The following is a 22,537-nucleotide window of genomic DNA, read 5'->3' on the forward strand; positions in this document are numbered from 1 at the left end:
GGGCGCCCTCTCAGGGCGTGCCGCTCCAGTCCAGCAGCCGCGCCGGGTTGGCCACCGTGACGGCGTCGGCCAGCGCGTCGCCGCCCGCGGCCGCGACGCGCGGGAGGAAGCGGCGGGGCAGGTAGTCCAGGCCGGGCATGCCGCCGTACGCGCGGTAGCGGCTGCGGCGGGCGACGTCGCCGCCGAGCAGCAGCCGGTCGGGACCGACGCGCTCCGCGGTGGCGAGCAGGCAGCCGAGCACGGTGGAGTCGGGGTGGCCGCGGTGCCGGGCCATGCCGTCGTAGCCGAGGTACGCACCGGCCGCGCACAGCTCCGCGTGCAACCCGGGGTCGGGGTTGCGGTCGGCGTGCGCGAGGACGACCCGGTGCGCCGGCACCCCGTGCCCGGCCAGCTCCGCCAGCACCTCGAACGCCGCGCTGCCGTACTCCAGATGCACCATCACCGGCGCCCCGGTGGCCCGGTGCGCGGCGCCGGCCGCCGCGAGCACCCGGTGCTCGAACGGGGTGACCGACCAGTACCCCACGCCCGCCTTGACGATCCCGGCGCGCACGGCGGGCCCGGTCCGTACCGTCAGGTCCGCGTCCGCGTACATGCCGTCGGTCAGCTCGGCGGTGAAGAGGTCCGCCAGCCCGGCTTCGCTCAGCCCGAGCAGCGGGTGTCCCGGCGCGTAGTGCGCCTCGCGGTGGGCGCCGGTGGTGTGCACGACGTGCAGCCCGGCGGCCCGCGCGATGCGGGCGACGGCCGCCGGGTCGCGGCCCAGGCCCACCGGGGTCGCCTCGATCATCGCCGTGAAGCCGGCCGCCCGCAGGTACGCCGCCTCCTGCCCGCTGCGCGCCTCGTCGTCCAGTTCGTCGCCGGGCAGCAGCGGCGAGACCTGGAAGAGGTGCTCGTGGTAGTCGGTCCGGCCGAGCCGGTCCGCGGGCAGGTCGCCGAGGACCGTGCGGACGCTCACCGTACGGCCTCGGCGGCGGCGGACAGCCGGTCGACGGTCGCGGCGTCCAGGGTCAGGCCGAACACCTCGGCTATCACCTGGGACCAGCCGTGGATGAAGTACCGCCAGCCGTCGACGACTTCGAGGTCCCGCCCGGCCGCCTGGGCGCGGGCCGCGTGCAGGAAGCGCAGCGCGCCGCGGTAGTTCAGCTCCCAGGCAACGGCCCCGCGCGGGAACCGCGCGGCGGGCGACAGCGGCGATCCCGGCCGGTCCTTGCCGAGGCCGGTGGCGTTGACGACGAGGGTGCCGGGCGGCGCCGCGGCGAGCAGGTCGTCGGCGTGGTCCTCGGTGACGACGGTACGCAGCCGGGCGGGGTCCGCGCCGCCGCGCCGGAGCACGTCGGCCAGCTCGGCGAGCCGGTCCGCGGAACGGTCGGTGCAGACGACGCGGGCGGGGGCGTCGGGGCGGCGGGCGAGGTAGTAGCTGATCGCGGTGCCCGCGCCGCCGGCGCCCAGGCACAGCAACTCGCCGCCGGTGGCGGCGAAGTGGCCGGGCGCCAGGAACTCCTCGATGGCCAGGCCCGCGGTCAGCGGGTCCTTGGCGTGGCCGATGAAGCGGCCGTCCCGCTTGGAGACGGAGGACACCTCGCCGCACAGCCTGGCGAAGTCGTCCAGTTCGTCGAAGAGGTCGGCGGCGGCCCGGTAGACGCCTATCTTGTGCGTGGTGATCAGCGCGCCGAGCAGCAGCGGGTCGCGCCTGATCCGCTCGGCGACCGCCCGGTAGCGGGCGGGTTCCGCGTCCGGCGGCAGGTCGAAGCCGACGAGCCGGGCGGTGGGCAGGCCGAGGAGGCGGGCCCACTCGGGGAAGATCCGCATGATGGACGACTCGCCGGTGCTGACGCCGACGAAGGCCATGGCCGCGGTGTCCGCGGCGGTGCCGGTGGCGGCGCCGGCCGGCGCGCTCAACGGACCGCCTCCGCACCCGGGTCGGCGGCCTCCGCCGGTGCGGCCGGGTCTGCCGCGGCGCCGGCGCCGCGGACCTTCGCCAGCGCCGCCGCGAACGCCCGGGCCCGTACGGTCAGTGAATCCCAGCGCCCCGCGGCGATGTGCGCCGCGGAGGCCAGCTCGCCGCCCGCGCCGACCGCCAGCGCGCCGGCCGCGAACCACTCCCCCAGGTTCCCGGCGGAGACCCCGCCGGTCGGCACCAGCGGCACGTCCGGGAACGGGCCGCGCAGCGCGCGGAGATAGCCCGGGCCGCCGAGGGAGGCGGGGAAGACCTTGACCGCGTGCACGCCGAGCGCGGTGGCGGTCATGACCTCGCTGGGGGTCAGCGCGCCGGAGAGCACGGGCAGACCGGTGTCCAGCATGGCGGCGGCCAGTTCGGGGGTGGTGCCGGGGCTGACCAGGAACGCCGAGCCGGCGTCGGCCGCGGCGGCGGCCTGCGCGGCGGTGAGGACGGTACCCGCGCCCACCAGCGCCTCGGGGTGGCGGGCGCGTACCTCCGCGATGACCGCGGGCGCGTCCGGGGTGGAGTACGTGATCTCGATGCCGGTGACGCCGCCTTCGACCAGCGCCGCCACCGCGGCCAGCGCACCGTCCGAAGTCGGGGCGCGGAGGACGGCGACGACACCGGCGCGGCGCAGGCCGGCGAGCGGGGACAGGGGCGCGGCGGGGTCCGCGGGGGGCTGCTGGGTGGTCACGGTGCGCTCTCTTCTGTGGCGGGTACGGGCAGGGGTACGGGGTGCGCCGGCTGGCGTCCCGCGAGCACGTCGAGGACGGCCCGTACGGCACCCGCGCCCATCCGGTCCACCGCCTCGACGGTCTGCGCGCCCAGGTGCGGGGTGAGGACCACCCGGTCGGCGAACTCCGCGGCCAGCAGCGGGCTTTCCGCGGCGGCGCCGCCCTCGCCCGCCAGGGTGTCCGCGGCGTACGCGGCCAGCGTGCCGTCCCGCAGCGCCGCGGCGACGGCGTGCTCGTCGACGAGGTCGGCCCGCGCCGTGTTGACGACGATCAGCCCCGGCCTGGCCCCGGCGAGCCACCGCTCGTCGACCACCCGGGTGCCGCCGGGAGCGTGCAGGCTCACCGCGTCGCACCGCCCGGCCAGCTCCGCGAGCGGCGTCCGCCGGACGGCCAGCACCTCGAAGACCACCGGGTCCAGGTACGGGTCGTGCCCCAGCACCTCGGTGCCGAACCCGGCGGCGCGCCGCGCCACCCCGCGCCCGACCCGGCCGAGGCCGACGACGCCGAGCGTGAGAGTGCCCAGCTCCCGGCCGCGGCGCGGCTGCCAGGACCCGGCGCGCACCGCCCGGTCGCCGGCGGCGACGCCGCGCAGCGCGGCGAGGAGCAGCGCGATGCCGAGGTCGGCGACGGCGTCGCTGTTCGCGGCGGGGGTGTTGGTGACGGTGACGCCGCGGCGGGCGGCGGCGGCCAGGTCGACGCTGTCGACGCCGACCCCGTAGCGCGCGACGACCCGCAGCCGCGGCGCGGCGGCCAGATGCGCGTCGGTGACCGGCGCGGTGCCGGCGATCCAGGCGACGGCGCCGGCCAGCAGCGGGGCCAGCTCGGCGGGGTCGTGGACGGTGGAGCCGCGTACCACACGCAGCCCGGCGGCGGCGAGTTCGTCCTCGACGGGCGCGGTGCCGCTGCCGAAGGACCGCGAGGTCACCAGCACCACCGGGGCCTCGCCGGCGCCGCTCTCCGCTGTTCCGTTCATCGCTTCTCCTTCGCGAACCACGGTTCCAGCCGCTCGTACGCCTCCAGGAACAGCGCGTGCCGCCGCCGGTAGTCGGCGTGCCGCCCCGGGTCCGGGGTGAACTCGGCGGTGACGCCGGACAGGTCGCGGGCGACGGCGAAGCCGTCGACGAGGCCCGCGCCGACGCCCGCGGTGACGGCCGCGCCCAGGCTGTTGGCCTCCTCGACGATGCTGCGGCGGCGCACGGTGGCGCCCCAGACGTCGGCGAGGATCTGCAGCCACAGGTCGCTGGCCGCGCCGCCGCCGATCGCGTCGACCCGGTCGACCGGGTGCCCGGCCTCGCGGAACGCGCCGACGCAGGTGGCGAGATTGAACGCCACCCCTTCCAGCACCGCGCGGGTCAGGTGCGCCTCCTGGTGGTGGCGGGTGAGGCCGAGGAACGCGCCGGCCGCGGCGGCGTTCCAGTACGGGGAGCGCTCGCCGAGCAGATGCGGCAGGAAGTACAGGCCCGCGGTGTCGGCGTCGGCCGCCGCGGCGAGCAGTTCGGGGAAGCGGTCCCCGCCCTGTCCCGGCCGGAGCACCTCCGCGACCCAGTCCAGCGACGCGCCGCCGGCCTGCATGGTCGCGGTCGGCACGTAGCGGCCGGGGACGACGTGGTCGAAGGTCATGGTGCGCATCAGCGGGTCGTGCAGCGGCCGTTCCGCGGAGAGCGAGACCCATGAGGAGGAGCCGAGGTAGGCGTACGCGCCGTCGGCGGGGTCGATGACCCCGGCGCCGAGCGCGGCCAGCGGGCCGTCGCCGCCGCCGAGGACGACGGGGGTGCCGGCGGCCAGCCCGGTGGCCTCGGCGGCTTCGGGGGGCAGCGGTCCCGCGACGGTGGTCGACGGCACGATCTCGGGGAAGAGCCCGGGGTCGATACCGGCCGCGGCCAGCACCTCGGCGGACCAGGCGCCGGCGGGCTGGTCGTAGGCGTTGGTGCTGGAGGCGTCGGAGCGGTCGGTGGCCAGCACGCCGGTGAGCCGGTGCACGACGTAGTCCTTGGCCAGGCAGACGTGGGCCACCCGGGCGAAGGTCTCCGGCTCGTGGTCGCGGACCCACATCACCTTGGTCAGCGAGTAGGTGGGGTGGAGCTGGTGGCCGAGCAGGCGGTACGCCCGCTCGGCACCCAGCGCGGCGGTCAGCCGGCCGGCCTGCTCCCGGCTGCGGTGGTCGGCCCAGATCAGCGAGGGCCGCACCGGCCGGTACGCGGAGTCGAGCAGCACCGCGCCCATCATCTGGCCGCTGAACCCGACGGCGGCGACCTCCGCGGGACGGACGCCGGTGTGCTCCAGCAGCCGCCGGGTGGCGGCGCAGACGGCGCGCCACCACACCTCGGGGTCCTGTTCGGCGACGCCGCCGGCGCGGAAGTCGGTGCCGTAGTGCTCGGTCAGGGCGGCGACCGGGGTGCCGTCGTCGGCGTGCAGCGACGCCTTGTCGCCGGTGGTGCCGAGGTCGTGCGCGATGATCATGGTGCCGCTCGTTTCGTCGGGGTCGGCTCACCGGCAGTCTCGTCGCCCGCGGTCCCCGGACCGGGTTGCGGCGTGCCGCCCGCCGGTAGCGGCTCGCCTGGCTGTTCCGGCACCCCGGACGGGGGCACGTCCTTGACCGGCTTGGCCTTGCCGCCGCGGCGGAGGTTGTGGACGTGCTCGGTGGCGACGGCGGCGAGGATCAGCACGCCGATGACGATCTGCAGCCAGAAGGGGTCGATGCCCAGCAGCGTGCCGCCGTTGTTGAGCATGCCGACGACCAGCGCGCCGACGAGGGCGCCGAGCGCGCTGCCCTTGGCGCCGAAGAGGCTGGCGCCGCCGATCACGCAGGCGGCGATGGCCTGGAGTTCGTAGCCGTTGCCGGAGGTCGGCACGCCGTTGCCGAGGCGGGAGGCGAGGAGCACGCCGGCCGCGGCGGCCAGGGTGCCGGAGAGCACGTACGCGCTGACGAGCACGCGGCGTACGGGCACGCCCGTCAGCCGGGCGGACTCGGCGCTGGAGCCGACGGCGTAGACGTACTCGCCCCAGACGGTGCGGCGCAGCAGCAGCGCGAAGAACACCGTGATGAGCACCATCAGCCAGGTCAGATGGGAGATGCCGAGCAGGCTGCCGCCGCCGATCTCGGCGAAGCCGTCGGGCAGCGGCTGCACCGTGCGGCCGTCGCTGAGCAGCAGGGTCGCGCCGCGGGCGGCGCCCATCATGCCGAGCGTCACGATGAACGGCGGCATCTTGAGAAACGCCACCAGCAGGCCGTTGATCAGCCCGGCGGCGGCGCCGACGAGCAGCGCGAGGAGCACCGCGCCCACGATGGGCAGTCCGCCCCCGGTGTCGTAGACCACCTTGGCGGCGACGATGCCGGACAGGCCGACGACCGAGCCGACGGACAGGTCGATGCCCGCGGTGAGGATGACGATGAGCTGGCCGACGGCGATGATCGCGAAGATGGACACCTGCCGGCCGAGGTTGTCCAGGTTGGTGCCGGTGAGGAACGACTCGGTGGACATGGTCAGCGCGAAGGCCAGCACCAGCAGCACGGGGATGCCGCCGGAGGTGCGGCCCAGCACCTGGCCCAGGCGCAGGATCTCCCCGTCGGCGGGCTGCCGGGCGGGGCGTTTGCCGAACTGGATGCCCTTGGAGGTGCCGCCGCCGGCGGCGGGGGCGGTGGCTCTGGCGAGGTCGGTCATCGGTTCTCCAGGGACGGTGCGGAAGGTTCGGCGGGTCCTGGCCGGCCGGCCGCGGGGGCGCCGGCGGCGGGGGGCGCGGCCGGGCCCACGGGGCTCGCCAGCCGCAGCACGGCCTCCTCGGTGGCCTCCGCGGCGGGCAGCGAGCCCACGAGACGGCGCTGGCGCACCACTTCGACGCGGTCGCACAGGCCCAGCAGTTCGGGGAGGTAGGAGGAGACGACCACGATCGCCAGGCCGTCCGCGGCCAGTTCGGCGATCACCTGGTAGATGTCGGCCTTGGAGCCGACGTCGACGCCCTTCGTGGGCTCGTCGAGCAGCAGCACCTTGGCGCCGGTGGCCCGCCAGCGGGCGACCAGCGTCTTCTGCTGGTTGCCGCCGGAGAGCGAGGAGACCGGGTCGCTCCAGTCGCCGAGCTTGATGCGCAGCCCCGCGGAGGCGGCGGTCACGTGCTCGCGCATCCGGCGGCGGCGCAGCACCCCGAAGGTGCCGGTGCGCGGCAGGCTGGCGATGGCGACGTTCTTCTCGATGCTCAGGCCCAGCAGCAGCCCGGACTCCTTGCGGTCCTCGGGCAGCAGCCCGAGCCCGGCCCGGGCGGCGGCCCGCGGGGAGGTGGCGTTGACGCGGCGGCCGTCGACCAGGACCTCGCCGCCGAGCACCGGGTCGGCGCCGAAGGCGGCGCGCAGCAGTTCGGTGCGCCCGGAGCCGAGCAGCCCGGCCAGGCCGACGACTTCGCCGCGGCGTACGGTCAGGTCCACCGGCGCGGGGAAGCCCGCGGGGCGCAGGCCCCGCAGCTCCAGCCGTATGTCGCCGGGCTCTGCGCGCTCGCCGGGGTACAGGTTCTCGATCCGGCGGCCGACCATCGACTGCACGAGGGAGTCCTCGTCGTAGTCGGACATCGGCCGGGTCTCGACCACCCGGCCGTCGCGCAGCACGGTCACCCGGTCGCCGACGGCGAACATCTCCTCCAGCCGGTGGGTGACGTACAGGACGGAGACGCCCTCGTCCCGCAGCGTCGCGATGCGCGCCAGGAGGGCGTCCGCCTCCTGCGCGGACAGCGCGGTGGTCGGCTCGTCGAAGACGACGAGCCGCGCGTCGTGACCGAGTACCCGGGCGATCTCGACCAACTGGCGGGTGGCGGTGGTCAGTTCCGACACCCGCGTACGGGGGTCCAGGTCGGCGAGACCGACGCGGGCCAGCATCTCCCTGGCCTGCGCGCGCTGTCTGCGGCGGTCGACCCAGCCGGCCCGGCCCGGCATGCCGAACATGCTCAGGTTGCTGGCCACGGTCAGCTCGGGCATCAGGCTCAGCTCCTGATACACGACGCCGATACCGGCGGCGCGGGCCTCGGCGGGAGTGACGTGGGCGCGCATCTCGCGGCCCCGTACCCGGTACTCGCCGCCGTCGCGGGCCACCGCGCCGGTCAGCACCTTGATGAGGGTGGACTTCCCGGCGCCGTTCTCACCGGCGAGACAGTGCACCTCGCCCGGTGCGATGTCCAGGTCCACGGCGGCCAGCGCCGTCACGGCGCGATAGCTCTTACCCACGCCCCGCAGGCTGACCAGGGGGCTCGACTCGGGGGTTGCCATGGCCGGCCCTCAGCCCTTGGTCTTGGGCGGGTTGAGCAACTGCTCGTACTGGGCCTCGTCCACGGTCGACTTGTCGATGACGACGGCGCCCGGGTCGAGCCGGACCGGCGGGGTGCTGTCGCCCGCGGCCATCGCGGCCTCGACGACGCCCTGGTAGCCGAAGAAGAACGGGTTCTGGACGATGATCGCGTCGATGGACCCGTCGCGTACGCCCGCGATCTCCGCGGGGTCGGAGTCGAAGGCGACGACGGCGACGCGGTCGCTGGCGTTGCGCTCGGCCACGGCCTTGGCGGCGCCGGTACCGGAGGTGTTGTTGTCGGCGAAGACCCCGGCCAGGTCGGGCGTCGCGGTGAGGGCGTCGTTGACCTGGGAGACGGCCTTGTTGAGGTCGTTGTCATTGACGGAGGTCTGGATGATCTCGGCGTCGGGGCACTTGGCGGCCAGACCGCTCTTGAAGCCGTTGAACCGGTCGACCAGCACCTGCTGCCCCGAGGTCGAGCTCTCGTGCAGGATCTTGCCGTCCTTCTGCCCCTTGTCGGTGAGCAGTTCGCACATGCGCACGCCGGCCTGCTCGCCCGCCTTGACGTTGTCGGTGCCGATGAAGCCCTCGGCCTCGGTGGTGATCGCGTTGTCGACGGTGATCACCTTGATGCCGGCGTCGCGGGCCCGGTCCACCGCGCCGTTGAGCGCGGTGGAGGAGTTGGAGGCCAGCACGATGGCGTCGGCGCCCCGGGAGATGGAGTTCTCCACCAGGCTGACCTGCTCCTCGATGTCGGTCTCCGAGGTGGGGCCGAAGAGCCCGAGGTCGATGCCGAAGTCGTCGCCCGCCTGCTTGGAGCCGGCGAGCATCGACTGCCAGAAGTCGGAGTCGGTGGCCTTGGTGATGACGTCGACCTTGGTGCCGCCGACCGCGGCGCCGCCGCCCGACGAGGAGCCGGAGTCGTCGAACGCCGCCTTCCCTGCGGCGACGCCGCCGGCCGCGAAGACGACGGCCAGCGCGGCGGCCACCCCCGAGGAGACGAAACGGATGCGCGCCATGGCTACTCCTGGTTGCTAGGGGACGTGCTGGGGGACGAAGCGGTGAAGGGGACCAGCAGCGGCGGGGCGCCGTCCGGGGCGCGCCGGACGCGGTAGCCCATGCCGTGGTCGAGGACCCAGCCGTAGTCGTGCCCGGCGTTGCCGGGGTAGACGGCCAGGAAGCGGTACGGCTCGTCGCCGGTGTTGACGCTGCGGTGGGCCCAGCCCGGCGGGATGTAGCCGATGGCGCCGGGGTACATGTCGATCCACCGCGGCCGGTCGCCGTCGAAGAGCAGCAGCCCGCCGGTGCCGGCGAGGCCGAGGTAGATCTCGCCCTGCGGGTTGGGGTGCTGGTGCCCCTTGGTCATGTGGAACTCGCCACCGACCGTGCCCGGCCGGATCGTGGTGATCGACTGCGGCAGCTCTCCCTCCGCCTCCGGCACGGACGAGGAGGCGACGTCGTACACGACGGGGTCACCGCCGTCCCGTACCGCGGCGCGCCAGGCGTCGCCGTCGGCGAAGAGGCCGTCGAGATCGGACATGCGCCGGGTGAGCACCGGGCCCGACGGGCTCATACCGCCGGCCCGCGGATCGAAGGTGATGAGACTCGGCTCGATGGGGGGCGATGCGTATGACGGCACCGTGGCCTCCTGGGGTCGTGCGGGGTGTTTCCGGAGGGCGTCAGCGTGACGACCTGGTCATTTGACATCCTGTACGGTCAGGATGTCAAGGGTCCCCGCAGCGGCGCTCCGCACCCCTCCGCGCACGCGTCGCGGCCGGCCCGCTCGGGTGAGCGGACCGGCCGCGAGGGTCGGGTCGGGTCCGGCGCGTACGGGACGCGTACGGCCCGGGGGCGTCAGTCGGTGACGATCATCAGGGGGCGGGGCGGGGCGCCCTGCTGCCGGGACAGCTCCACCTCGAAGCGGCTGCGGTCGCCGCGGTGGAAGGCGACGAAGCTCTCCACCGGGCGGCCCTGCTCGCCGACGCTGACGCTGCGCAGCACGAGCACCGGGGCGCCCCGGTTGACGCCGAGGCTGCGGGCCAGTTCCGCGGAGGCCACCGCCGCCTCCACCGAGCGCCTGCCCTGCACGAGGCGCACCCCGTACCGGCCCTCCAGCAGCGCGTACAGCGACTCCTGGGTCAGGTCCTCGTCGACCAGCCCCGGGGCGACCTCCTGCGGGACGTGGGTGACCGTGAGCACCCACGGCTCCTCCTCGACGAACCGCAGCCGCTCGATGACGATCACCGGATGCCCGGGCGGCACCTCCAGGGCCCCCGCGACCTGCGCGTCCGCCGGGACCACTTCGAGCCGGCGGACCTGGCTGCGCAGGTGGCCGCCGCGGGCGGCGACGTCCTCGTACAGCCCGGTGAGGGACTGGACCAGGCCCTCGGGGGTCTTGGGGTGGGCGACGAAGGTGCCGCGGCCCTTGATCCGCTCGATGACCCCTTCGGACTCCAGCTCCGCGAGGGCCTGGCGGACGACCGTCCGGGAGACCCCGTAGCGTTCGCACAGCTCGTGGTCCCCCGGCAGCCGGTCGCCGGGCTTCAGCTCGCGGCCCTCCATCTCGCCCAGGAGGATCTGCTTGAGCTGGTGGTAGAAGGGGAGCAGCGACGAACGATCGATACTTGACTGCATGTCATGAGAGGATAACAACCCTTTCGGCACGACCGCCCGCCGCCGTCCCCGGCTGGGCCTTCCTCAGCCCTGGTCCTCGTCCTGGTCCTCGTCCTGGTCCTCGTCCTGGTCCTCGTCCTGCGGCACGAACATCTTCAGGTCGGTCAGGCTGGCGCTGCCCTCGTAGACGTTGGTGTAGAGGTCGCCGATCACGAACGAGTCGGGGTAGGCGGAGCCCTGCGGCCACTGGTCCGGCCAGGTGGTGCTGCCGTTCTTGTCGTTCTGCACCAGGTCGCCGTCGAACCGGCCGTCGTACTCCTCCGGCTTGGTGTTGTAGTGCCAGATCGGCGCGTTGTTCACGACGAAGGGCCGGTGGAAGCGGAGCGTCTGCTCGCCGGAGCGGGCGAAGTTGCCGCTGGCCTCCAGGGTGTAGCCGGTGGCGTCGCGCTCGATGGCGAACGTGTAGTCCTCGTTCGGCATCAGCTCCGGCTGCAGCTCGCCCGCGGAGGAGAGCTGCTGCTCGGCGACGCCGCCGGAGCAGCTCGACATGAACCACTGCGAGTTCCCGGCGAGCCCGCCCTGTCCCGGCGTCCAGTTGGGCATCCCGCTGATCCACATGTTGACGGTGTTGAAGCTGCTGTCCTTGTAGTCGTAGTACCGGCCGGTCGAGGCGTCGCAGATACGCCCGCCGGTGCCGCCGCCGACGCGGTCGGGGTGCTGGGCGAAGGAGTCCATGAGGACCTTGCGGCGGTAGTGCCAGAAGTGGTTGTTGCGGGGCGCGGGGTCGGCGAAGTCGACGATCGACATGTAGTGGAAGCCGTTGTAGCCGTACGGGCCCTCGCGGACGTCCTGCCACTCGCAGTACGGCGCCGAGGCGTCGCCCTCCCAGCCGGGGCTGTTCGAGCCCTCGCCCCAGGGGTGCTGCGTCTTGCAGCCGTCGGCGTCGTAGCCGTTGATCCGGCCGTCGTACTCGATGGAGCCGTTGCGCTTGCCGCCGAAGTCCAGCGTCTTGAGCCTGTACTCGATGCGGTACTCGTCCGGCAACTGCTCGGTCGGCCGCAGGATGGCGCCGCCGGTGTGGTCCGGGACGTCGAGCCGGGCGACGGGCTCGCCGCCCGCGGTGCCGTTGGTGATCGACGGCGGCTGCTCGATCTCGCCGTCCTTGTTCCAGTCGCGGGCCGAGAGCGAGGCCGTCAGCCAGCCGCCGTCGCCGACCGCGAACTCCTTGCGGTACGTGTCGAAGGAGCCCATCGCCTCCTCCCACGCGGGGCCGTAGTCGTTGCGGTACCACTGGCCGTCGTCGTCCATGATCGTGTCGAACGGCTCGTCGTAGGTCTCGCGGGTCCAGGACGCGCCGCCGGGGTCCAGCGGGTCGGCGAAGTCCTCCTCGTGCAGCAGTTGCCACTCCACCGCGGAGCCGGCGGTGGCGGCACCCTCCGACGCGGCCGAGGCCGTCGCCGTGCCGCCCTGGAGTGCGGGGGTGAGCGCCAGGGCGCCGGCGGCGAGCGCGAGGCCCGCGCGGCGGGAGCGGACGGCGAGGCCGCGGGAGCGTGCGGGGGGTGGGGACGTAGACGTCATCAGAAGTTCCCGTCGGGGTCGTAGTACTTCTTCGCGTTGTCCTCGGTCACCATCGGCGAAGGCACGACGGTGTCCTTCTCTGTCTCCTCGCCGTCGAGGACGGCCAGGGTGCGGTCGAGGCCGAGGCTGCCGATCTCGTCCGCGTCGTTGAGCCCGGTGACCAGGTAGTTGGTGCCGTCGAGGATCGCCTTCACGGCCTCGGTCTGGCCGTCCACGCCGGCCAGCACGATGTCCTTCTCGCGCCCGGCGTCGGCGACGGCGCGCTGCGCGCCCAGGCACATCGCGTCGTTCTCGCAGAACACCGCGTCGATGCCGGAGTGCGCGGCGAGCAGGCCCTCCATGACCTCCAGCCCGCCGTCGGTGGTCCAGTCGCCGTAGTCCGGCGCCTCGACCAGCTCGATGCCGGGTGCGCCGTCGAGTGCCTGCTTCACCCCGTCGGTACGGGCCAGGCCGATGCTGTTGTCCGCGGGGCCGCCCTTGATGATCGCGACCTTGCCGCCGTCGGGCAGCCGCTCCAGCAGGAAGTCGCCGTTCTGCTTGCCGATGGCCTCGTTGTCCGGGCCGATCCAGCTCGTGTAGTCGCCGGTCTGGAACTTCCGGTCGACCAGCACGGCCGGCTTGCCCGCGGCCTTGATGGCGTTCAGCACCGCGGGCGCCGACTCCAGCGGGCCGCCGGAGACGATCACCGCGTCCACGCCCTTGGCGAGCAGGTCGTCGACGTTGGCGGCGAGCTTGGCGGCGTCGCCGCCGGCGTCGGTGGAGCGGACCTCGACGCCCTTCTTCTTCGCCTGCGCCTCGATCGCCTTGTCCATGCCGTTGAAGTAGGGGCCGCTGAGGGTGAAGTTGGCGACGCCCACGGTGTACGAGCCGTCCCCGCCGGAGTCGTCGGAGGAGCAGCCGGCCAGCGCCGTGGCGGTGAGGAGGCCGGCGGCGAGGGCCGCGGCCGTACGGGTGGAGATCATGTCATTCTCGCCTTCGTTCGGTCGGTGCCCCCGCTCCCGCCGCGCAGCCGGCCGGCGCGCTGCACGAGGATGACGGCCACGATGATCAGGCCCTTGAGGACCTGCTGCCAGAAGCTCTGCACGTCGTAGAGGTTCAGCAGGTTGTTGATGAGGGCCAGCAGCAGCACGCCCGCGAAGGTCGCGCGGACGGAGCCCTTGCCGCCGGCCAGGCTGGCGCCGCCGATCACGCAGGCGGCGATGGCGTCCAGCTCGAACGCCGTGCCCACGCTGGGCTGCGCGATGCCCACCCGGCTGGCCAGGATGACCCCGGCGAGCCCGGCGCAGGCGCCGCTGATCGTGTACGCGAGCACCAGGTGCCTGCGCACCCCGATCCCGGCGAGCCGTACCGCCTCGGCGTTGCCGCCGATGGCGACGAGCGCCCGGCCGGGCGGGGTGCGGGTGAGGAAGATCCCGCCGAGGAGGAAGACGCCGAGCATGATCAGCGTGGCGACGGGGAACGGTCCTGCGGTCGCGGAACCCAGCTCGAAGAAGCTCTCCTTGGTGGGCGCGACGGGTGTCTCGGAGTAGACGAACGCCAGCCCGCGCACCGTGGTCAGGGCCGCGAGCGTCACCACGAAGGGGGCGATCGCGAACCGGGCCACGAGGGTGCCGTTGACCGCCCCGCAGCCGATGCCGACGGCGGCCCCGGCGAGCAGCGCGAGGGGGACGGGCATGTCGGCGGCGAGCCCGGCGGCCATGATGCCGGTCAGCGCGACGACCGAGCCGACGGACAGGTCGATGCCGCCGGTGACGATGACCACGAGCATGCCGTAGGCCAGCAGGCCGGTGGTCACCATCTGCTTCATCAGGTTGGTGAGGTTGGTGTCGGTGAGGAACGCGTCGGTCGTGGAACCGGCGACGGCGACGAACGCCGCCAGCAGCAGGAGCATCCCGGCCTCGGCGGTGACGTCCCGGCCGCGTACCACCAGCCGGGGCAGCCGCAGACGGGAGAGGAGCGGGGCCGGGGCCCGGTCCGCCGGATCCTTGCCGGTGGGCTCGGCGTCCTCCGGGTCCCCGGCGGTGCGCCCGGTCTGTGCGCTCCGCCCGGACTCCGCGGTGTCCGCCGCCGCGGGGCGCCCGTTCACGCGGCACGCCCGATCGCGTACGCGAGGACGCCGTCCTCGGTGGCGCCCTCCGCCGGGACGTCGGCGACGATCCGGCCCTCGTGCATCACCAGCACGTGGTCGCTCGCCCCGATCACCTCCGTGAGGTCCGAGGAGACCAGCAGCACGGCCATGCCGCCGCGGGCCAGCTCGTCGAGCGTCCGGTAGATCTCCGCGCGCGTGGCCACGTCCACTCCCCTGGTCGGTTCGTCGAGCAGCAGCACCCGCGGCCTGGTCAGCAGCCACTTGGCGAGCACCGCCTTCTGCTGGTTGCCGCCGCTGAGCGTCCACACGGGCAACGCGGCGCAGTCGGCGGGGCGGATGTCGAGGCGGCGGACCATGTCGGCGGCCTCCCGGCGGCGGCGCGGCCCGTCGAGCAGCGGGCCGCGGGTGGCGGTGTGCAGCGTGGTCAGGCCGATGTTCTCGGCGGCGCTCAGCCCGGGCACCAGTCCGGTGCGCTGGCGGTCCTCGGTGACGAGGGCGAGCCCGGCGTCGATCGCCGCGCGCGGCCCGGCGAACCGCGTTCCCGGCACGGGCGGCGACGCGGTCCCGCCCGTGCCGGGAACGTCCTCTTTCGCGTGCCGTACGGCCGGCGCCCGCACGGAACCCGCCGCCGGAGGCTCGGCGCCGAACACGCACCGCACCAGCTCGCTGCGGCCCGCGCCGACGAGCCCGAAGAGCCCGGTGATCCGCCCGGCGTGCAGCCGGAACGACACGTCGTGGAACTCCCCCGGCCGGCTCAGGCCCTCGACCTCCAGCAGCGCGGGGCCCCGCCCGGTGCGCTTCGCCGGGTACAACTGCCCGGTGCTGCGGCCGGCCATGAGCCGGATCAGCCGGTCCTCGTCGGTGTCCGCCGGTACCGTACGGGCCACTACCCGGCCGTCCTTGAGCACCGCGATCGAGTCGGCCAGCTCCCCGATCTCGGCGAGCCGGTGGGACACGTAGACGATCAGCACCCCTTCCTCGCGCAGCCGCCGGACGAGGGCGAAGAGCGCCTGGAGGTCGGTGCCCGCGAGCACGGCGGAGGGCTCGTCCAGGATCAGGACCCGGGGCCGGCCCGAGGCGAGTGCCTTGGCGATCTCCACCATCTGCCGGCGGGCGACGCTCAGCCGGCCCGCCTTCGCGCGCGGGTCGACGGCGGCGAAGCCGATGCCCGCGAGGAGTTCGGCGGCGCGGGCGTGCGCGGCGCGCCAGTCGACGAGCCCGCCGAGCCGCCGGGGCAGGTGGCCCAGCAGCAGGTTCTCGGTCACCGACAGCTCGGGGACCAGGGTCAGTTCCTGGTGCACGGTGCGGATGCCGTGCGCCTGCGCCGCGTGCGGCGAGCCGAACGCGACGCGCTCGCCGCCCACGTGCAGGTCGCCCGCGCTCATCGGCTCGGCGCCGGCGAGCACCTTGATGAGCGTCGACTTCCCGGCCCCGTTGGCGCCGACGAGGGCGAGGACTTCACCGGCGTGCCCGACGAGGTCGACGCCGTGGAGCACTTCCGTGCGGCCGTACGACTTGTGCACGTCGCGCATCCGCAGCACCTCGGGCCGCGCCCGGCCCTCCCCGGGCGCGCGCTCCCCGGCGGCGCTCACGCGAGCGCCTCCTGCACGATGACGGTCTTCTGCCGGGTGAACTCCCGTGCCGTGTCGTGCAGTCCCTCGCTGCTGCCGCCGGTGTCCCCGGGCCCGCCGAAGGGCAGGTTCTCGGCGCGCAGGGCGGTGGAGCCGTTGATCACGACGCCGCCGACGCGCAGCCGGTGAGCCATGGAGAACGCGCGCTGGAGGTCGCGGGTGTGCACGGCGGCCTGGAGCCCGTACGGGGAGTCGTTGGCCATCCGGACCGCGTCCATCGGGTCGGTGAAGCGGGCGACGGGAGCGACCGGGCCGAAGATCTCCTCGGCCAGCGCCGGACTGCCGTCGGGGACGTCGACCAGCACCGCCGGTTCGTAGAACGCCTTGCTGCGCCACCCGCCGGCCGCGCGCCGCGCGCCGTCCCGGATCAGCGCGGCCACCGCGGTCTCGACCCGCTCGGCGGCCTCCTCGCTGATGAGCGGGCCGACGTCGGTGCCGGGCGCCAACTGGTCGCCGACGGTGAGGCGGATGGTGCGGGCCAGCAGGGCGTCCACGAACTCGTCGTGCACGGCGTCCTGGACGTAGACGCGCTTGACGGCGCAGCAGATCTGGCCGTTGCCGCGGGCGAGCCGGCCGAGCACGACGGCCTCGGCCGCGGCGTCGACGTCGGCGTCGTCGCAGACGATGAGCGCGTCGTTGCCGCCGAGTTCGAGGTGGGTCTTCTTCAGCGTCGCCGCCGCGCGGCGGGCGATCTCGCGTCCTGCCGCGGTGCTGCCGGTGAGGCTGACGGCGGCGACGGCCGGGTCGTCGGCGAGCCTGCGGGAGACGTCGGGGCCGCCGGTGAACACCTGGTGCGCCTCGGGCGGGAAGCCGGCCGCGGCGACGAGTTCGGCGACGCGCAGCACGGTCAGCGGGCAGCGCAGCGGCGCCTGGACGACGACGGCGTTGCCGGCGGCGAGCGCGGCGGCGGCCTTGTGGGCGTACAGCTCGACGGGGTAGTTGAACGGCACGAGCGCGGCGACCGGGCCGAGCGGCTCGGTGAGCGTCACGGCGAGGTGCCGCTCGAGGCCCGGTACGGCGTCGAGGGGAATCTGCCGCCCGAAGAGCCGGGTGGCCTCCCCGGCGAAGCCGCGGAAGATTCGGGCGGCGGCGGCGAGTTCGTCGGATGTCTGGGCGAGGGGCTTGCCGTTCTCGGCGGCGAGCAGCGCGGCGAGTTCGGGGCTGTGCGCGTCGAGCAGGGCGGCGACCCGGGTCAGGCGGGTGGCGCGCTGATGCGCGGGCATCGCGGCCATGGCGCGCTGCCCGCGCAGGGCCGACTCGGTGACGCGGTCGATGTCTTCGGGAGTGAACTGCGGTACGTCGCCCAGGTGCTCGCCGGTTCCTGGGTTGCGGACGTGACAGGTGGGCATCTCGGCTCTCCGTGGGGCGGCGGCGTTCGAGATTCCGAACGGCGCCGATGCTCACAACGGCCTGTCAATTTGTCAATCCACCTCACTAATTAACATCCCATGTATTTCCCCAGGTGGGAGCGCACCCACGGGCGGCCTCCGGCCGGGCCCGCGGGGGGGGCGCCGGGGCGGGGGAACGGGCGGAACGCGACGGGGCCGTGATTGGGGGGCGCCCACGCGGCCGCAGAGGGAAGCCCTCTGGGGGTGGCCTCCGGCCCGGGGCAGGGGGCGCCGGAGGCGGGGCGCGCAGGCGAGCTCCGGCACCCTGCGGGGCCGTGGTCCCTGGTCCCGGCGGACGGCCGTTGTGTGGGTGCGTTCTCGCCGGGGCCCGTCGTGCTCGGCCCGCTTCCGCGCCCGCGCCCTCCGCGTCCCGCCCCCGGCCGGCGGGCGGGCGGTCGCACCGTGAGCGTTCGCCGCGTGACCGCGTGCCCCCTGTCATGCACCGCCCGTCGCGTTCCGCGTGCTGTCGGCCCCGGTCCGGTCCGCGCGCCTTGCACGCTCCCCGCCGGGAGGCCGCCGGCGGCGTACTCCCGGCGCGACCGGGGCCACCTCGTGTCCGCCCTGCTCCTGCGCCCCGGGCTCCCGCGGCGAAAGCCGACCTGTGGTCCTCGTGGGGGCTCCCCCGTCGATCAAGGGCTGGGCACGTGGCGCGGGCCGTGGCTGACCGGGGGCCGCCCGGTCTCCGCGGTCACGAGCCCGCGGCGCCGGGGCACCGCCCGTAGAACCCGGCCCCGACGTGCGGCGTCGCGGCTGCTGCCGGGGCCGGGGTGACGCGTGGCGTCAGACCTTCCAGGGCATCTCGAAGCCGAACTCGTACAGGTAGATACCGAGCAGTACGCCGCAGATCACCAGGCCGATCGCCGTCAGGATCGCGTTGCGCCGGCGGACCTTCGGGTCCAGCGCGCGCTGCGCCGCCTCCGTGACCTTCCGCTTCGTCCAGTGCAGGACTATCTGCGCCCACACGAACTCCGTCGCCCACACCGCCATGCCCGCGAAGATCACCAGCCAGCCGGGGCCCGGCAGCGGCAGCAGGATGATCCCGCCGATGACGATCGCCAGGCCCACTATGAAGACCCCGACCTGCCAGCTCAGGTGCAGCGCACGTGAGCGCTGGATGAAGCGCGGCGCCTTGGACCCCCACGTCCGGTGCTCCGGGGTGTCCGGCTTCTCGGGCTCGTCCAGCTTCGCCACCGGAGCGTCGGTGCCGGCCTTGTCCATCCTCTTCTCCCCCTGATCGTCACGCTCGACATCCATGGACACACGTTACGGCGTGCGGCACCCCCGGCCGTCCACCCGATGGACCGTCGTACGGGGCCCTTCTCCTCCCCAGGGTGTACGGCCACGGCCAGGCCGGCCCCGCACCCCCGCGTGCGCCGCGCTCTCCGCCGAGGGGGTTGACTCGCGGCGACCCGCGATTTAAGTTGGACAAAACGGTTTGGCAAACCGATTTGCGTGAGGAGAAACGGGATGGCACGACCGGTCATAGCGGATGTCGCCGCCCGTGCGGGCGTCAGCAGGACGACCGTCTCGCACGCCCTGTCCGGCAAGCGGCCCGTCAGCTCCAGCGTGCTCAAGCGCGTGCAGGAGGCGATGGCAGAGCTCGGCTACGTGCCGCGGCGCGCGGCCCAGACGCTCAAGAGCGGCGCCTCCCAGATCGTCGGCCTCATCGTGCCGGACATCAGCAACACCTTCTTCGCCGACCTCGCCAAGGGCGTCGAGGACGTCTCCCTGGATCAGGGCTACAACGTCGTCTTCGGCAACACCGCCTTCGAGGTCGAACGCGAGCGCTTCCACCTCAACATGATCCGGTCGCGGGCCGTCGACGGCGTCGTCTACGCCGCCGGTGCGCCCTCGCCCGCCCCCGACACCGCCGAGATGCTGGCGGGGATCCCCTTCGTGCTGGTCGACGAGGAGGTGCCGGGAATCGGCGCCACCAGCGTCGTCTCGGACAACGCGGAGGGCGGACGCCTCGCCGCCCGGCATCTGGCGGCCCTGGACCACCGGGACGCCCTCGTGCTGTCCGCCTCGTCCCAGCTCATGTCGAGCCTTCGTCGCGTCGAAGGTTTCCGTGACCTCTGGCAGGAGACGGGCGGCAGTTGCGAGGTGCGCCCCGGTGGGTTCACCTACGACGGCGGCTACGCGGCCGTACGCGAAGCCGCCCCCCTCTTCCTCGACCGCGGCTTCACCTGCGTCTTCGCCGTCAACGACATGATGGCCCTCGGCGCCGTCGCCGCCCTGCGCGACCTGGGGCTCGCCGTCCCGGCGGACGTCTCCGTCGTCGGCTTCGACGACGTGCTGGCGGCCCACCTGATCGAGCCCGCGCTCACCACCGTGCGGCAGGACGCGGCCGTCCTCGGCCGGACCGCCGCCGAGGAGCTGTACCGCATCATCGCCGACCCCGGGAGCGGGCCCGAGCACACCGTGCTGCCCGTGACCTTAAGGGAACGCCACTCCACCGCGCCGGCGGCGGCCCGCCGCCCGGCAGCCAGAAGGAGAGCACCAGGCCGTACCGGAGAGTGAGGAGCGTGAGGACGTGTCCGGCATCCATGTAGCACAGGCATCGAAGCTGTTCGTCAGCCGCCGGCGGGAGACGCTCGCGCTCTCGCGGACGGAACTCAGCGTGGCATCCGGGGAGATCGTCTGCCTCGTCGGCCCGAGCGGCTGCGGCAAGACCACGCTGATGAACCTCATCGCCGGCTTCGAGCAGCCCACGGAGGGCAGCGTCGAGGTCGGCGGCCGCCGGGTCGAGGGCCCGTCGGCGGACCGCGCGGTCGTCTTCCAGGCGGACGCGGTCTTCCCCTGGCTGACCGTGCGGGACAACGTCTCGTACGGCCCGCGCATGCGCGGCGTGCCGCGCTCGGAGTGGGCGCCGGCCGTGGACCACTTCCTGGCCCAGGTCGGGCTGAGCGACTTCGCCGACGCCTACCCCAAGGAGCTGTCCGGCGGCATGCGCAAGCGCGTCGACCTGGCCCGCGCCTACGTCAACGAGCCCGAGGTGCTGCTGCTCGACGAGCCGTTCGGCGCGCTCGACCTGTTCACCAAGGAGGAGATGTGGCTCTTCCTGATCAAGACGTGGGAGGCCGCGCCCAAGACCGTCCTCTTCGTCACCCACGACATCGAGGAAGCCCTGTTCCTCGGCGACCGGATCGCGGTCATGACGCCGCGCCCGGCGCGGGTGCGCGAAATCGTCGAGGTCCCCTTCGACCGGCCCCGTGACCTCGACGTCCGCGGCGAGCCCGAGTTCCAGCAACTGCGCCTGCGCATCGCCCATCTGCTGAGGGAGACGACCGATGACGCTGCCTGAGACGACTCCCGTACGCCCGCCCGCGGCGCCGGACCAGCAGTCCCGTACGCCGAAGCACCCCGCGCGGCGGCTGGCGGGACCGGCCCTTTCCGTGGCCGTGATCGCGCTGGCGCTGTTCCTGTGGTGGCTCTTCACCACCGCCACCGACGCCATCGACCCGCTGAAGTTCCCCGCGCCCGACAAGGTGTGGGACAGCGCGTCGAACCTGCGCGAGACCCTGTGGTCCGACGCCACCGCGACGCTGGGCCGGGTCGTGGTCTCGTGGTCCGTCGGCAGCGCCCTCGGCGTCGCGGTGGGGCTGCTCATGTCCCGTTCCCGCACGCTGTTCTACGCGCTGACGCCGGTGATCGAGGCCGTCCGGCCGATCCCGCCGGTGGCGCTGATCCCGTTCGTCATCCTGTGGTTCGGCATCGGCGACAGCGGCAAGATCTTCCTCGGCGCGCTGGCCTCGTTCATGGTCATGGTCGTCAACACGATCGTGGCCGCGGGGAACGTCAACCCGCTGTACGGCCGGGCCGCCAGGTCGCTGGGCGCGGGATCCGGGCAGGTCTACCGCACCGTGGTGCTGCGGGCCATCGTCCCCGAACTGCTCTCCGGGCTGCGGATCGGCAGCGCGCTGACGTTCGCGGTCGTCGTGGCCGCGGAGTTCCAGGGCGCGCAGAGCGGTCTGGGGCGGCTGATCATGCAGGCCAGCCGCACCCTCAACACCCCGTCGGTGCTGGTGGGCACGATCATCATCGCGATCGAGGCCGTCCTGCTCGACCGGATCATCAAGCTGCTGAGCGACCGGGCCACGCGCTGGTCCGCGTCGGCTCCGTGAGCGCTCCCCGCGCCGTCCCGCCGCCGGGGCGCGCGCACGAACCACCCGAGGAGAGCACGACATGCGCACGTCCTCACCCCTGACCGCCGGCCTCGCCGTCTCCGCCGCCCTGCTGCTCACCCTCTCCGCCTGCGGCTCGGGCTCCGAGCCCGGCGGCGGCGACCCGAACACGGTGCGGCTGGGCATCTCCCCGTTCCAGGACACCATGCTGCCGATCATCGGGCAGGAGAAGGGCTGGTTCGAAGAGGAGGGCCTGAACGTCGAACTGAAGACGCTCGCGTGGAACACGGTGACGCCGTCCGTCGCCTCCGGCTCCGTGGACGTGGCGATCAACAACACCACGGGCCTGGTCTCGGTGGCGGAGGCCACGGACGACATGGTCTACGCCTACGGCTTCAACCCGTTCACCGAGGGCTCCGCCCTCGTCGCCCGTCCCGGCAGCGACCTCACGACGTACGAGGACGCCGTCGAGAAGGGCACGGACGAGGAGAAGGCGCGTACCGAGGTCATCGAGCAACTGCGCGGCAAGACGGTCGTCACCACCAACGCGACCGACATGGGGAAGGCCCTCGACTACGCGCTGGAGTCGGTCGGCATGTCGACCGACGACGTGACGGTCATCGACATGGACCCCGACCAGGGGCTCGCCGCGTTCCTCTCCGGTACGGGCGACGCCTACATCGGCGGCGCCCCGCAGCGCGCCCGGGCCGTCGCCGACGGCTCCCCGGTGCTGCTGGCCGGTCCCGACCTGGCCCCGCCGCCGATCAACGGCTGGGTCACCACCGACTCGTACCTGGACGGGCACGAGGACAAGATCCTCAAGCTCACCCACGTCATGCACCGCATCTTCCGCTACTGCGACGCCGAGACCGAGGCGTGCGGAAAAACGATCACTGACCGGCTCAACAAGGAGACCGGCAGCCAGTCCAGCGTCGAGGACTTCGTGGCCGCCTGGCAGAAGATCGAGCTGTACGCGCCGAACGCGGCCGCGGTGAAGAAGTGGGTCCTGGACGAGGACGGCGTCGCCTACTGGGAGCGCACCTGGGACGGCGACAACGACTACCTGACCCGCACCGGCGCCCTCGGCTCCCCCGTCGACCCGAAGAAGCACTTCGCGGGCGGGCAGGTCTGGCAGGACTACGTCGACAAGTACGGCGAGCACGAAGAGGGCTACTGA

At 73.7% G+C, this 22,537-nt stretch carries 20 protein-coding genes; 4 read left to right on the forward strand and 16 right to left on the reverse strand.

Annotation, left to right across the window (positions count from 1 at the left end; translation table 11 throughout):
- Positions 1-10: 10 nt before the first annotated feature.
- From ACFYVJ_RS23445 to ACFYVJ_RS23520, 16 genes are all read right to left on the reverse strand, one after another.
- A complete protein-coding gene (locus ACFYVJ_RS23445; protein WP_388894611.1) occupies positions 11-952 on the reverse strand; it encodes a phosphotriesterase in 942 nt (313 codons plus the stop codon).
- Positions 949-1,896, reverse strand: coding sequence for a shikimate dehydrogenase family protein (locus ACFYVJ_RS23450; RefSeq protein ID WP_388894614.1), 948 nt, complete (start codon positions 1,894-1,896; stop codon positions 949-951). Before ACFYVJ_RS23450 ends, ACFYVJ_RS23445 begins: the two co-directional genes overlap by 4 nt.
- On the reverse strand, positions 1,893-2,630 hold the full coding sequence (locus ACFYVJ_RS23455) for a bifunctional 4-hydroxy-2-oxoglutarate aldolase/2-dehydro-3-deoxy-phosphogluconate aldolase (RefSeq protein WP_388894617.1): 738 nt from the start codon (positions 2,628-2,630) through the stop codon (positions 1,893-1,895). The genes ACFYVJ_RS23450 and ACFYVJ_RS23455 overlap by 4 nt, the downstream gene beginning before the upstream one ends.
- Positions 2,627-3,643, reverse strand: a complete 1,017-nt coding sequence (locus ACFYVJ_RS23460) for an NAD(P)-dependent oxidoreductase (RefSeq protein WP_388894620.1) — start codon at positions 3,641-3,643, stop codon at positions 2,627-2,629. Before ACFYVJ_RS23460 ends, ACFYVJ_RS23455 begins: the two co-directional genes overlap by 4 nt.
- Positions 3,640-5,130 (reverse strand): FGGY-family carbohydrate kinase, encoded by a 1,491-nt coding sequence (locus ACFYVJ_RS23465; RefSeq protein WP_388894623.1) that lies wholly within the window; start codon positions 5,128-5,130, stop codon positions 3,640-3,642. The genes ACFYVJ_RS23460 and ACFYVJ_RS23465 overlap by 4 nt, the downstream gene beginning before the upstream one ends.
- Positions 5,127-6,332, reverse strand: a complete 1,206-nt coding sequence (locus ACFYVJ_RS23470) for an ABC transporter permease (protein ID WP_388894626.1) — start codon at positions 6,330-6,332, stop codon at positions 5,127-5,129. The genes ACFYVJ_RS23465 and ACFYVJ_RS23470 overlap by 4 nt, the downstream gene beginning before the upstream one ends.
- On the reverse strand, positions 6,329-7,918 hold the full coding sequence (locus tag ACFYVJ_RS23475; RefSeq protein ID WP_388894629.1) for a sugar ABC transporter ATP-binding protein: 1,590 nt from the start codon (positions 7,916-7,918) through the stop codon (positions 6,329-6,331). The genes ACFYVJ_RS23470 and ACFYVJ_RS23475 overlap by 4 nt, the downstream gene beginning before the upstream one ends.
- Before the next feature lie 9 nt (positions 7,919-7,927).
- Positions 7,928-8,956 carry an ABC transporter substrate-binding protein gene (locus ACFYVJ_RS23480; RefSeq protein ID WP_388894632.1) on the reverse strand — a complete coding sequence of 343 codons (1,029 nt, stop codon included), beginning with the start codon at positions 8,954-8,956 and terminating at the stop codon, positions 7,928-7,930.
- Between the two features lie 2 nt (positions 8,957-8,958).
- A complete protein-coding gene (locus ACFYVJ_RS23485) occupies positions 8,959-9,576 on the reverse strand; it encodes a glucose-6-phosphate isomerase family protein (protein WP_388894636.1) in 618 nt (205 codons plus the stop codon).
- Between the two features lie 215 nt (positions 9,577-9,791).
- Positions 9,792-10,571: a GntR family transcriptional regulator gene (locus tag ACFYVJ_RS23490; RefSeq protein WP_388894639.1), complete on the reverse strand. Its 780-nt coding sequence runs from the start codon at positions 10,569-10,571 to the stop codon at positions 9,792-9,794.
- A gap of 63 nt (positions 10,572-10,634) precedes the next feature.
- The gene (locus ACFYVJ_RS23495) at positions 10,635-12,128 is read right to left on the reverse strand and encodes a mucin-5B (protein WP_388894642.1); all 1,494 of its coding nucleotides are present in this window, start codon (positions 12,126-12,128) and stop codon (positions 10,635-10,637) included.
- The gene (locus ACFYVJ_RS23500; protein ID WP_388894645.1) at positions 12,128-13,090 is read right to left on the reverse strand and encodes a substrate-binding domain-containing protein; all 963 of its coding nucleotides are present in this window, start codon (positions 13,088-13,090) and stop codon (positions 12,128-12,130) included. Before ACFYVJ_RS23500 ends, ACFYVJ_RS23495 begins: the two co-directional genes overlap by 1 nt.
- On the reverse strand, positions 13,087-14,214 hold the full coding sequence (locus ACFYVJ_RS23505; RefSeq protein WP_388894648.1) for an ABC transporter permease: 1,128 nt from the start codon (positions 14,212-14,214) through the stop codon (positions 13,087-13,089). The genes ACFYVJ_RS23500 and ACFYVJ_RS23505 overlap by 4 nt, the downstream gene beginning before the upstream one ends.
- Positions 14,211-15,809 carry a sugar ABC transporter ATP-binding protein gene (locus ACFYVJ_RS23510; protein WP_388894650.1) on the reverse strand — a complete coding sequence of 533 codons (1,599 nt, stop codon included), beginning with the start codon at positions 15,807-15,809 and terminating at the stop codon, positions 14,211-14,213. The genes ACFYVJ_RS23505 and ACFYVJ_RS23510 overlap by 4 nt, the downstream gene beginning before the upstream one ends.
- A complete protein-coding gene (locus tag ACFYVJ_RS23515; RefSeq protein ID WP_388894653.1) occupies positions 15,806-17,197 on the reverse strand; it encodes an aldehyde dehydrogenase family protein in 1,392 nt (463 codons plus the stop codon). Before ACFYVJ_RS23515 ends, ACFYVJ_RS23510 begins: the two co-directional genes overlap by 4 nt.
- A gap of 819 nt (positions 17,198-18,016) precedes the next feature.
- On the reverse strand, positions 18,017-18,454 hold the full coding sequence (locus ACFYVJ_RS23520; protein WP_388894703.1) for a TIGR02611 family protein: 438 nt from the start codon (positions 18,452-18,454) through the stop codon (positions 18,017-18,019).
- A gap of 249 nt (positions 18,455-18,703) precedes the next feature.
- On the opposite strand from ACFYVJ_RS23520, the gene ACFYVJ_RS23525 reads away from it, so the two are divergent.
- From ACFYVJ_RS23525 to ACFYVJ_RS23540, 4 genes are all read left to right on the forward strand, one after another.
- Positions 18,704-19,756 carry a LacI family DNA-binding transcriptional regulator gene (locus tag ACFYVJ_RS23525; RefSeq protein ID WP_388894656.1) on the forward strand — a complete coding sequence of 351 codons (1,053 nt, stop codon included), beginning with the start codon at positions 18,704-18,706 and terminating at the stop codon, positions 19,754-19,756.
- 13 nt (positions 19,757-19,769) lie between these two features.
- Entirely contained in the window at positions 19,770-20,540 is a 771-nt protein-coding gene (locus tag ACFYVJ_RS23530; RefSeq protein ID WP_388894659.1) for an ABC transporter ATP-binding protein, read from the forward strand.
- Positions 20,527-21,360 carry an ABC transporter permease gene (locus ACFYVJ_RS23535; RefSeq protein WP_388894662.1) on the forward strand — a complete coding sequence of 278 codons (834 nt, stop codon included), beginning with the start codon at positions 20,527-20,529 and terminating at the stop codon, positions 21,358-21,360. The genes ACFYVJ_RS23530 and ACFYVJ_RS23535 overlap by 14 nt, the downstream gene beginning before the upstream one ends.
- Positions 21,361-21,421: 61 nt before the next feature.
- On the forward strand, positions 21,422-22,537 hold the full coding sequence (locus ACFYVJ_RS23540; RefSeq protein WP_388894665.1) for an ABC transporter substrate-binding protein: 1,116 nt from the start codon (positions 21,422-21,424) through the stop codon (positions 22,535-22,537).

This window comes from Streptomyces sp. NPDC004134, from assembly GCF_042874195.1.
GTDB lineage: Bacteria > Actinomycetota > Actinomycetes > Streptomycetales > Streptomycetaceae > Streptomyces.